The sequence below is a fragment of the Pseudomonas entomophila genome (assembly GCF_013523165.1).
Lineage (GTDB): Bacteria > Pseudomonadota > Gammaproteobacteria > Pseudomonadales > Pseudomonadaceae > Aquipseudomonas > Aquipseudomonas entomophila_A.
Genome location: NZ_JAAMQI010000006.1, coordinates 202,694 through 214,072, shown reverse-complemented (window position 1 = coordinate 214,072; position 11,379 = coordinate 202,694). Strand labels below are relative to the sequence as shown.

Here is an 11,379-nt window from a genome sequence, read left to right as displayed (position 1 = left end):
GTGCGGTCAGGCCGGCTGCTGGGTGCGCAGCTTCTCGCTGCGTCCGCGCAGCCATTCCAGCGTCAGCAGCAGGACCACCGAGAAGGCGATCAGCAAGGTCGCCGCCGCGGCGATGGTCGGGCTGAGGTTCTCGCGAATGCCACTGAACATCTGCCGCGGCAAGGTGGCCTGTTCGGGCCCGGCGAGGAACAGCGTCACCACCACTTCGTCGAACGAAGTGGCGAAGGCGAACAGCGCGCCGGAGATCACACCCGGCGCGATCAGCGGCAAGGTCACCCGGCGGAATGCCAGCAAGGGCGAAGCCCCCAGGCTGGCCGCTGCGCGCACCAGGTTGTAGTTGAAGCCCTGCAGGGTCGCCGACACGGTGATGATCACGAACGGCACGCCCAGCACCGCATGCACCAGGATCAGCGACAGGAAGCTGTTGCCCAGGCCCAGCGGCGCGAAGAACAGGTAGCTGGCCACACCGATGATCACCACGGGCACCACCATCGGCGAGATGACCAGCGCCATCACCAGCGACTTGCCCGGGAAGTCGCCACGGGTCAGGCCGATCGCCGCCAGGGTCCCGAACACCATGGCCAGCACGGTGGCCGCTGGCGCCACGATGACGCTGTTGGTCAAGGCACGCATCCACTCGGCCGAGCCGAAGAAGTCCTGGTACCACTGCAGGGAGAACCCTTGCAGCGGATACACCAGGAAGCTGCCACTGTTGAACGACAGCGGCACGATCACCAATACAGGCAGGACCAGGAACAGCAGAATCAGGCCGCACAGGATGCGCAGGCCGTAGAACCAGGCCCGCTCGAGGGGCGACAGGTAAGGATGGGTCATGGCGAGGCTCCTCAGCTCAGGCGCAGGCGGCTGGCGCCGACCAGCCAGCTATAGATCAGGTACAGCACCACGGTTGCCAGCAGCAGCAGGCCGCCCAGCGCGGTCGCCATGCCCCAGTTGATGCTGGTGTTGGTGTAGAACGCGACGAAGTAGCTGACCATCTGGTCGTTCGGGCTGCCGAGCAGCGCCGGGGTGATGTAGTAGCCGATGGCAAGGATGAACACCAGCAGGCAGCCTGCGCCGATGCCGGCGTAGGTCTGTGGGAAGTACACCCGCCAGAAACTGGCGAAGGGGTGGCAGCCCAGGGAGATCGCCGCACGCATGTAGCTGGGCGAGATGCCCTTCATCACGCTGTACAGCGGCAGGATCATGAACGGCAGCAGGATGTGCACCATGGAGATGTACACACCGGTGCGGTTGAACACCAGCTCCAGGGGCGCGTCGATGATGCCCATGGCCATCAGCGCGCTGTTGATCAGCCCACCCGACTGCAGCAGCACGATCCAGGCCGCCACGCGCACCAGGATCGAGGTCCAGAACGGCAGCAGCACCAGGATCATCAGCAGGTTGCTCTGGCGCGTGGGCAGGTTGGCCAGCAGGTAGGCCAAGGGATAGGCCAGCAGCAGGCAGATGACCGTGATCACCGCACCCATCCACAGGGTGCGCGTGAAGATGTCGAGGTAGATGGACTGGTCGGGCGTGGCCTTGGCCAGCTCGCCCAGGTCGTCGATCCGATGGTCCACCGAGGCCAGCAGGTAGAACGGCGTCACCGTACTGGTGTTGCGGCGGATGGCCTGCCAGTACGCCGGGTCGCCCCAGCGCTCGTCGAGCGTCTGCAAGGCCTCCTTGTACGACGCAGGCGCGGCCTTGAACGGCAGAGCGCGGGCGGTCTTGGCCAGCAGGCTGCGGTAGCCGGCCAGCTCCATGTTCAGGCGCTTGGACAGGTCGCCCAGGGTCTGGCGCTTGCGCGCCTCGGCCAGGTCCTGGCTCAGCGCCTGGTAGGCGTCCTCACCCGGCAGGCCCTTGCCGTCCCAGGTCGCGACGACCTCGACGGTACGCGGCAGCCCGGCGACCACCTCCGGGTTGGCGACGCTCTTGAACAGCAGCGCGGCGATGGGAACCAGAAACACCAGCAGCAGGAACAGCGCCAGCGGCGCGATCAAGGCCTGGGCCTTCCAGCGGTTGACCCGCTCGGCACGCTTGAGCCGCTGCTTGAGGGTAGGACCGGCGCCTTCGTTGACGGGCACTGCAATGGCCATGGCGAACTCCGAAATCAGAAAAGCGAGCGGCGCGGCCCCGTGCGACACGGGCCCGCGCTCCTGCGGTATGGCTTACTTCTTCGCAGCCCAGGCGTTGAAGCGCTGCTCCAGGGCTTCGCTGTTGTCGGCCCAGAACGCCACGTCGATCTGCACCTGGTTGGCGATGTTCTGCGGCGTGGTCGGCATGTCCTGCTTGATCGCGTCGGAGAGCAGGTTCACGGCCTTGGCATTGGCCGGCCCGTAGGCGATGTTCTCGGAGTAGATCTTCTGCTGCTCGGGCTGGACCGAGTAGGCGATGAACTGCTTGGCCTGCTCCTGGTTCTTCGCACCCTTGGGAATGGCCCAGGCATCGAAGTCATAGATGCCGCCGTTCCACACCACCTTGAGGTTGCTGTCTTTCTGCACCGCGGCGATGCGCCCGTTGTAGGCCGAGCTCATCACCACGTCACCGGAGGCCAGGTACTGCGGTGGCTGGGCGCCCGCCTCCCACCACTGGATGTTGGCCTTGAGCTGGTCGAGCTTCTTGAAGGCGCGGTCCTGGCCTTCCTTGGTGCCCAGCACGCTGTAGACATCCTTCGGCGCCACACCGTCGGCCATCAGGGCGAACTCCAAGGTGTACTTGGCGCCCTTGCGCAGGCCACGTTTGCCAGGGAATTTCTCGGTGTCCCAGAAATCCGCCCAGCTGGTCGGTGCGCTCTTGAGCTTGTCGGCGTTGTAGGCCAGCACCGTCGACCAGACGAAGAAGCCGACGCCGCACGGTTGGATGGCGCCTTTGACGTAGTCGCTCTCGGCGCCGAACAGGGCCGGGTCGAGTTCTTCGAACAGGCCTTCGTCGCAGCCGCGCGCCAGCTCCGGCGACTCGACCTCGACCAAGTTCCACGACACGCTGTTGGTGTCGACCATGGCTTTGACCTTGGCCATCTCGCCGTTGTACTCACCCGCGACGATCTTGCCCTTGCCGGCCTTTTCCCACGGCTCGTAGAACGCCTTGACCTGGGCGGCCTTGTTCGCGCCGCCGAACGACACCACCGTCAGGTCGGCCGCCGAGGCGTGGGCGGCGGCCAGCAGGCCAAGGGTCAGGGCGGTCAGTTTCAACTGTTTGCGCATTATTGTTCTCTCCACGGTGCAGGGTTGGGTGAGGCAGGTCTTTCAGTGGATGTCGGTCACCGGGTCGAGCGCGCGGGCGTGCTCCACCGCCCAGCCCAACGGGATGACGTCGCCCACGCTCAAGGCCGGGTCGAGTTCGGCGATGGGCTGCTTGACGAAGAAGTCGGCCTTGCCGCAGACCTCCAGTCGCACGCGCACGTGATCGCCCAGGTAGATGAATTCGGCCACGCGTCCCGAGAACCGATTGACGCTGGCCTCGCTCTGCCCACCGAGGCGAACGCGCTCCGGCCTGATCGATACGGTCACCGACTCGCCGACCTGGCCGACGTTCACCGCCAGGGCCTCGACCTGCTCGCCTTGTGCCAGGCGCACCTGGCAGCGGTCGCCATTGCGCGCAACCAGGGTGCCGCCCAGGCGATTGTTCTCGCCGATGAAGTTGGCCACGAAGGTGTTGCTCGGCGCCTCGTACAGGGTGCGCGGGTCGGCGATCTGCTGGATCTCGCCCTGATGGAACACCGCCACGCGGTCGGACATGGTCAAGGCCTCGCCCTGGTCATGGGTCACGTAGACCACCGTCACGCCCAGGCGCTGGTGGATGTGCTTGATCTCCATCTGCATGTGCTCGCGCAGTTGCTTGTCGAGCGCCCCGAGCGGCTCGTCCATCAGCACCAGTTGCGGTTCGAACACCAGTGCCCGCGCCAGCGCCACCCGCTGCTGCTGGCCGCCGGACAGCTGGCCGGGGTAGCGTTTGGCGAAGGTGTCGAGCTGGACCATGCCCAGCACCCGCTTGACCCGCTCGTCGAGCTCGGCCTTGCCCATGCCGCGCACGCTGAGCGGGAACGCCAGGTTTTCCGACACGGTCATGTGCGGGAACAGGGCATAGTTCTGGAACACCATGCCGATGTCGCGCTTGTGGGGCGGCACATGGTTGATCGAGCGCCCGGCGAGCTGGATTTCGCCAGCGGTCGGGGTCTCGAAACCGGCCAGCATCATCAGGCTGGTGGTCTTGCCCGAGCCGGAGGGGCCGAGCAGGGTGAGGAATTCGCCCTTGCGGATTTCCAGGTTGAGGTCTTTGACGATCAACGACTCGCCGTCGTAGCTCTTCTGCACACCACGGAAGCTGACCAGCGTCTCACCGCTCGCGGCCCTCGAACTCGCCTCGCTCATACCTGCACCTTCTTGTTGGAATGACTGCCGTGTACGCAGACTAGAGAAGGCCGGACGTCAGGAAAATCGGGGCTAATGAGAGATTGCCATCATCCCGTTGGAAGGCTGGGGGTAGGGATCGCCCTACACCACTCGCCCCTGGCCCGCACGGCACAGATCCGTCAGGCACCCGTGGGTGAGTGGGAGCCGGCTTGCCGGCGGTGCAGGCGCTGACCGACCGGACCCCTATCGCTGGCAAGCCAGCCCCACGGGGGTTACCGCCTGCCGCTGCGCGCTTACAGCAACCGGTGCTCCATGGCATACCGCACCAGCTCGGCCAGCGACTGGACCTTGAGCTTCTGCATCAGCCGCGCCTTGTGGGTGCTGATGGTCTTGCTGCTGAGCGCCAGCTGATGGGCGATGTCGTTGACGTTGGCCCCTTGGGCCAAGCGCTCGAAGACCGAGAACTCGCGCTCCGACAGCAGCGTGTGCAGGGGGCGGGCATCGGTCAGGCCGACTTCGAACACCATGCGGTCGGCCAGGGCCGGATCGATGTAGCGCCCGCCGCCAGCCACGCGGCGAATGGCCGTGAGCAACAGTGCCGGGTCGCTGTCCTTGGTCGCGTAGCCTGCCGCCCCGGCCTTGAGTGCCCGGGCCGCCATCTGCGCCTCGTCGTGCATGGACAGCATCAGGATCGCCGGCGCAGGCACCCGCGCGCGGACTCGGGGGATCGCCTCCAGGCCGCTGCTGCCAGGCATGGAGATGTCCAGCAGGACGACCTCGCAGGGCGTATGCCGCAAGGTTTCGAGCAACTGTTCCACCGTCCCCGCCTCGCCCACCACCTGCATGTCCTTGGCCAGGCCGATCAGTTGCTTGATGCCCTCGCGGACGATGGTGTGGTCTTCGGTCACCACTACACGGATCACGGTCGTTTCTCCTGCAAGGGGATGGTCACGCTCAGGCTGGTGCCCTCGCCCGGTTCACTGTCCAGCGTCAACTTGCCACCGAGCATCAGCACGCGCTCGCGCATGCCGACCAGCCCGAAGGACGTGGGACGCGGGCACAGCGGGTCGAACCCGGCCCCGTCGTCGGTGACGGTCATGGTCAGGTGCTCGTCCTGACAGGTCAGGCCGATCTGCACCGTATGGGCCTGAGCATGGCGTATCACGTTGGTCAGCGCCTCCTGGAGAATGCGGAACAGGCCGGTGGCCTTGGCATCGCTCAAGGCCGGGGGATGATCGGGCACCTGGACCAGGCACGGGATCTGCGTGCGCGCCTCGAAACGTCGCGCCTGCCACTCGATCGCCGAGGCGATGCCCGCATCCAGGATCGGCGGACGCAAGGCCGAGGCCACGTCACGCACCAGTTGAAACAGCTGGGCGATCAGCCGCTTCATGGTCTCCAGACGCTCGCCCAGGCCAGGGTCGAGCCCGGCGTAGGCCAGCTCGCACATCGACACCTCGAGCTTGAGCACGGTCAGCATCTGCCCGAGCTCGTCGTGCACCTCACGGGCGATGCGCGCCTTCTCTTCTTCCCGCACGCTCTCCAGGTGCGCCGACAAGTCGCGCAACTGCTCCTGGGAGCGTGCCAGGGCCAGCTCCGCACGCTTGCCCTGGGTGATGTCCCAGACGATCCCGTCCCAGACCACCCGGCCATCGTCCAGGCGTCGGCTGCTGGCCTTGATGTCGGCCCAGCGCTGCTCGCCGGTGCGGGTGAGGATGCGTCCCTGCCACGACCAGTCCTGATCATGAGCCAGCGCCAGGTCCTGCACGCGATGATAGTCGGCCCGGTCCTCGGGATGCACCAGGTTTCGCAGGCCCATGCCAGGCTGCTGAATGGCGGCGGGCGTGTAGCCGACCAGGGCTTCGCTGCCTTCGCTGACGTAGGGGAACTCCAGCTCGCCTTCGGCGGGGTCGCGCTCGAGGCGAAACACCAGCCCAGGCACGTTGCCAGCGATGCCCTTGAGCCGTGCTTCGCTCTCGCGCACGGCTTCGATGGAACGTCGGCGCTCGGTGACGTCGGTCATGAACACCACCAGGTACTCCGCGTCGCGAAAGCGCAGGAAGCTCAGCGACAGGTCGACCGGCAACAGGCTGCCGTCCGCTGCACGGCACTGGATCTCGACCTGCTCGACCTGATCGCGGCCGGCACGGGCCCGGTTCCACAAGGCCAGCCAGCGGTCCATGTCCAGCGCCGGGTCCAGGTCGCGCAAGGTGCGCTCCAGCAATGACTGCGCCGTGTAGCCGAGCATGCGGTCGGCAGCCTGGTTGGCATAGCGGATGCGGCTGTCCCAGGTGATCCAGAGGATGCCGACGGTGTTCTGGTCGATGGAGAACTGGCTCAGGCGCAAGGCTTCTTCGCGGGCCTGGCGCTCGATCAACTGGTCACGCAGCGCAGACACCTGACGCTCGGCCTGACGCACCTGACGCCGCTGCCAGGACAGCGTGGCCAGGCTGGCCAGCACCAGCAAACCGAACAGGCACGCCAGGTTGCGCCAGAACTCGGTCGACTCGCCGACCGGGGAGGCTGGCGGCTGCAGCCAGCGGTGATGCAGGCGCTCCAGGGTCTTGGCGGGCATGGCTTGCAGCCCGTGCTCGAGGATGTCGGCCAGCACCGGCCAGTCGCGACGCGAACCCAGGCGCAACAGCTGCGGCAGGCCGACATCGCCCAGCACCGTGAGGTCGGTGAATTCGCCTTCGCGGGACAGGCGGCCGAAGTACGCCTCGTCCAGCACCGCATAGCTCGCCTGTCCGCCGACGACGGCTTGCAGGGCCTCGCGCTCATCCGGCACGCCTTGCAGGTTGAGGCCTGGGTACGTGGTGCGCAGGGCATCGGCCAAGGCGCTCGGCATGCGCACGGCCACGCGTGCATCGGGGCCCAGGCGCTCCAGGTCGACCTGGGCGGCCCCGCCCCGCAGCCCGATCAGTCGCTGGGGGATCCGCATGTAGGGGTCGGAGAACAGCCACAGACGCAGCCCCGCAGGCGTCTGCACCTGTCCAGGCGCGAAGTCGATCTCGCCGGCCTGAAGCGCACGCTCGAGCGATGCCTGATCGGGAAAGTGGCGCCAGGTCAGGTCGAGAGACAAGGCCTGCGCCAACCCGCCGACCAGTTCCACGTTGGCGCCATAGAGCTGCTGCAGGCGCCGGTCGAATTGCGCATAGGGCGCCTGCAGCACCAGCCCGACACGCAGGTCACGGTGCGCCTCGAGCCAGTGCTGCTCGGCAGGCTGCAACGCGACCGGCGTCGGGGGCGCGGTCGTGGCGGCGACCAGCCACGGCAACAGGCACCCACCCACGATCCACAGCCAACGCATTCGCTTCATCTGTCTGGTTCGTCCTGGCGCATCGGCCTTGGCGTGGCCGACTGTGGAAAATACGATTAGGCTGGCGGTAACATTCTGGCCTGGGAAAGCGCCATGTCCACACTTTACCGCACTGCGCTCGGCGTGCTCTGCCTGACCTCACTGTTCGGCCTGGGCGCGCAGGCCGCCGATCCGGCGCCGGCGGCCAGCCCGGCGCCCGAGGCCAGCACGCCACCTGCGCCAGCCCCCACGCGCCCGCCCCTGCTCGAGCGCAGCCAGGAAGAAGCCGCAGCGCTCGAACGTCAGGTCCCCAAGGCCGAGCAGCACACGCTCGAAGCCGGCGAGGAACGGTTTCTGGCCCTGTGGAAACCGGCCAACACCGGCGATCCCAAGGGCGCGGTGATCCTCGTGCCGGGCGCTGGCGAGACGCCCGACTGGCCGCGCTCGGTCGGGCCCTTGCGGCAGAAATTCCCCGAAGCCGGCTGGCACAGCCTGAGCCTGTCGCTGCCCGACCTGCTGGCTGATGCGCCCCAGGCGCGCGTGGAGCCGTCGCCTGCCGCGGCCAAGGACGCCGGCCAGGACGAAAGCGCGCCGGCCAAGGACACACCTGCCGACGCCAACGCCAATGTCGCCCAGGCCACGGCACCCGACGCGGACGTGGCCGAAGCCACCGATGCGGTCGAGGCCAGCGACCAGAACGATGCGGCGGACGCCGCCCGGATTTTCGCCCGCCTCGACGCGGCGGTGGCCTTCGCCCAGCAGCAGAATGCCCGCACCGTGGTCCTGCTCGGCCATGGCAGCGGCGCCTATTGGGCGGCGCGTTACGTCAGCGAGAAACAACCCGCGCAGGTCGCCAAGCTCGTGCTGGTCTCACCGCAGACGCCCGCACGGGTGGAACATGGGCTGGACAGCCTGGTGCCGACCCTCAAGATACCGACGGCGGACCTGTACTACGCCACCGACGAGCAGGCGCGTCGCGCAGCGGCTCAACGCCTGCAGATCAGTCAGCGTGAAAAGGACAGCACCTACCGGCAGATGCTGCTGATCGCCTTGCCGGGCAACCTGACGGTCGAGCACGAACAGTTGTTCCGCCGCATACGTGGCTGGCTCAGCCCGCATGGCGCGAGCTGAGCGAGGCAGTCGTGCTCAGTGTGCCTGGCGCGATTTGATTACCGCGTAGGCCTGGTGCAGTTCGCGCGTGCGCTCGGTGGCCTGGCGCACCTGGGCCTCGCTGGCACCGCTGCCGGTCAGCTTGTCGGGATGGTGCTGACTCAGCAGCCGACGGTAGGCATGCTTGACCTGCCGGGCGCTGGCCGTCTCGGCAACGCCCAGCAACCGCAGCGCAGCCCTGTACTCCAGGCCGGCGGCAGGGGGCGGCGTCACGGTTCGTGGCTGATAATCGCGCCCCAGCGCCCGCACCTGAGCCAGGCTCAACCCAAGCGTCCCGCCCCAGTTCAGCAACAGGGCTCGCTCCCGTTGACCGGCCTGGCCATCGGCCCAGACCATGCGCCAGCACGCGCGCACCGTGCCCTCGGCGGCATGGGCCTGGCTGCTCAGATGACGCAGGTGATGGTTCAGGCGATCCTTGCCGGCCTTGCCGCGGTTGAAGGCCGCGATCGCCCGCTGGCGTCCCGGCTCGTCCAGGCCGAGCCGCGCCATTTCGTCACGCGCCTGACGGATGTGGACCTCACCGACCCGACCGTCCTGCTTGGCCAGACGCCCCAGCAGGACGAACAGCAATTCATCATCCTGCAGCCGGGAGCGACCTGCCAGCCGTTCACGCAGATCGCCCCAGCCCTGTACCCGCCAGCGGCGATCGAGCACCTGGCCCAGCAGCCCACCGAGCAAGGCGCCGGGAATACTGGCAACGGCGAACCCGGCCCCAGCGCCCAGCAGCGTGCCTGGCCACCACACCTCAGGCGCGTCCTGCGAGCACGCGCTCGACCTGGGCCAGGCGCTCCAGCGTACCGACGTCGATCCACTGCCCGCGATGGTGCTCACCGCTGACCTGCCCCTCCGCCATGGCCCGACGCAGCAGCGGGGCCAGCTTGAAGGCACCGGCCTCGCACCCGTCGAACAGCGCAGGGTGCAGCACCGACAGCCCGCTGAAGGTCAGGCGTGTGCCCTCCCCCGAGGTATCGCTGACCTGGTGCTGCACCAGGCTGAAGTCACCCTGGGCATGGTGCTCGGGGTTGTCGACCAGTACCAGGTGAGCCAGCCCGGCCAGGGGTCGACGCAGGCCTGCCAGATCGTAGTCGGTCCAGACATCGCCGTTGATCAGCACGAACGGCCGATCGCCCAGCAGCGGCAGCGCCTTGAAGATGCCGCCGCCGGTCTCCAGCGGTTCGGTCTCGGCCGAATAGGCGATGCGCAGGCCCCAGCGGCTACCGTCGCCCAGGTGGTCTTCGATCTGTTGCCCGAGCCAGGCATGGTTGATGACCACCTCGTCGAACCCGGCGGCGGCCAGGCCACGCAGGTGGTACTCGATCAGCGGCACGCCCGCCACCGGCACCAGCGGCTTGGGCGTGTGCAGGGTCAGGGGTCGCATGCGCTCGCCCTTGCCGGCGGCGAGGATCATCGCCTTCATGGACGTGCTCCGGCGGCCTGCCACTCGCCGATCAGGCCGTGCAGTTCGGCCAGCTCGGGGCGACGCGAGACCACTTCTTCTATGTAGGCGAAGAACCGCGGCACATCGGCCAGGTAACGCGGCTTGCCGTCGCGGTGGCAGATCCGCGCGAAGATGCCGATCACCTTCAGGTGCCGTTGCACGCCCATCAGGTCGCTGGCCCGGTGGAAGGCATCGAACGTCGGCTGCACGGGGATGCCGGCCGCCCGGGCGCGTTCCCAGTAGTCACGCAGCCAGCCCTCGACCCTGGCGGGCGGCCAGCTGAGGAAGGCATCCTTGAACAGGCAGGTGATGTCGTAGGTGACCGGGCCGTAGACCGCGTCCTGGAAGTCCAGCACGCCGGGGTTGGGCGTGCTGAGCATCAGGTTGCGCGGCATGAAGTCGCGGTGCACCAGCACCTGGGGCTGGGCCAGAGCACTGTCGATCAGTTGCTGACAGACGCGCGTCCAGGTCGCCTGCTGTGCGGCGGTCGGGGTCAGGCCCAGTTCACGGCCGACGTACCACTCCGGGAACAGCTGCAGCTCGCGGCGCAGCAGCGCATCGTCGTAGCAGGGCAGCGGCGCGTCGTGCGATAGGCGCTGGATGGCCAGCAGGGCGTCGATGGCGTCGGCAAACAGCGCATCGGCGTTGTCCGCATCGATCACGTCCAGGTAGGTCTGCAGGCCCATGTCCCCGAGCAGCAGGAAGCCACGCTCCAGGTCTTCGGCGTGCAGGACAGGCACGTGCACGCCGGCGCTGGCCAGCAGACGGTCTATCGCGACGAACGGTCGGCAGTTTTCCTGGGGGGGCGGTGCGTCCATCACCACGAACGAGCGGCCCTCGCCCTGCCAGCGGAAGTAACGGCGGAAACTGGCGTCGCTGCTGGCGGCGCTCAGCGTACCGGGGGGGACGTCGCCCCAGCCTTCGCGTGCGTAGAGCAGGTGCAACGCGTCGTCGAGCCATTGGGTGAGGTGTTGCAGGCGTACATCGTGTTCGGGCATTACGTGGGTCTCCGACGGCCCTAGCCGTCAAGCGGGTCATGCTTTATTATCCAGCATCTTTTTCAGACCATCGAGAGGCGTGCGGCCCCACACGCGGGCAGATGGCACGCAGGAAGCCCGGACTAA

The 11,379-nt window shown here is 67.5% G+C and carries 10 protein-coding genes; 1 reads left to right on the top strand and 9 read right to left on the bottom strand.

All coding sequences use genetic code 11. From position 1 onward, the window contains the following. Nucleotides 1-6: 6 nt before the first annotated feature. From G7Z99_RS07075 to G7Z99_RS07050, 6 genes are all read right to left on the bottom strand, one after another. Nucleotides 7-834 carry an ABC transporter permease gene (locus G7Z99_RS07075; RefSeq protein WP_181092853.1) on the bottom strand — a complete coding sequence of 276 codons (828 nt, stop codon included), beginning with the start codon at nt 832-834 and terminating at the stop codon, nt 7-9. 11 nt (nt 835-845) lie between these two features. After that, nucleotides 846-2,093, bottom strand: a complete 1,248-nt coding sequence (locus G7Z99_RS07070; RefSeq protein ID WP_181092852.1) for an ABC transporter permease — start codon at nt 2,091-2,093, stop codon at nt 846-848. 72 nt (nt 2,094-2,165) lie between these two features. Beyond that, nucleotides 2,166-3,200 (bottom strand): ABC transporter substrate-binding protein, encoded by a 1,035-nt coding sequence (locus tag G7Z99_RS07065; RefSeq protein ID WP_181092851.1) that lies wholly within the window; start codon nt 3,198-3,200, stop codon nt 2,166-2,168. Nucleotides 3,201-3,242: 42 nt separating this feature from the next. After that, the gene (locus G7Z99_RS07060; protein ID WP_181092850.1) at nt 3,243-4,367 is read right to left on the bottom strand and encodes an ABC transporter ATP-binding protein; all 1,125 of its coding nucleotides are present in this window, start codon (nt 4,365-4,367) and stop codon (nt 3,243-3,245) included. Between the two features lie 275 nt (nt 4,368-4,642). After that, entirely contained in the window at nt 4,643-5,272 is a 630-nt protein-coding gene (locus G7Z99_RS07055) for a response regulator (RefSeq protein WP_181092849.1), read from the bottom strand. Continuing rightward, nucleotides 5,269-7,668: a PAS domain-containing sensor histidine kinase gene (locus tag G7Z99_RS07050; protein WP_181092848.1), complete on the bottom strand. Its 2,400-nt coding sequence runs from the start codon at nt 7,666-7,668 to the stop codon at nt 5,269-5,271. The genes G7Z99_RS07055 and G7Z99_RS07050 overlap by 4 nt, the downstream gene beginning before the upstream one ends. A 93-nt stretch (nt 7,669-7,761) precedes the next feature. Here G7Z99_RS07050 and G7Z99_RS07045 point away from each other — a divergent pair, with 93 nt between their 5' ends. Continuing rightward, nucleotides 7,762-8,778: an alpha/beta hydrolase family protein gene (locus tag G7Z99_RS07045; RefSeq protein ID WP_181092847.1), complete on the top strand. Its 1,017-nt coding sequence runs from the start codon at nt 7,762-7,764 to the stop codon at nt 8,776-8,778. 15 nt (nt 8,779-8,793) lie between these two features. Here the strand turns inward: G7Z99_RS07045 and G7Z99_RS07040 are convergent, their stop codons facing one another. From G7Z99_RS07040 to G7Z99_RS07030, 3 genes are read right to left on the bottom strand one after another with little or no spacing between them, the layout of a single operon-like run. Further along, complete coding sequence (locus tag G7Z99_RS07040) at nt 8,794-9,561, bottom strand: DnaJ domain-containing protein (protein WP_181092846.1); 768 nt, start codon at nt 9,559-9,561, stop codon at nt 8,794-8,796. Between the two features lies 1 nt (nt 9,562). Then, nucleotides 9,563-10,234 carry an N-acetylmuramate alpha-1-phosphate uridylyltransferase MurU gene (murU, locus tag G7Z99_RS07035; protein ID WP_181092845.1) on the bottom strand — a complete coding sequence of 224 codons (672 nt, stop codon included), beginning with the start codon at nt 10,232-10,234 and terminating at the stop codon, nt 9,563-9,565. Next, entirely contained in the window at nt 10,231-11,253 is a 1,023-nt protein-coding gene (locus G7Z99_RS07030; RefSeq protein ID WP_181092844.1) for an aminoglycoside phosphotransferase family protein, read from the bottom strand. Before G7Z99_RS07030 ends, murU begins: the two co-directional genes overlap by 4 nt. Nucleotides 11,254-11,379: the final 126 nt, after the last annotated feature.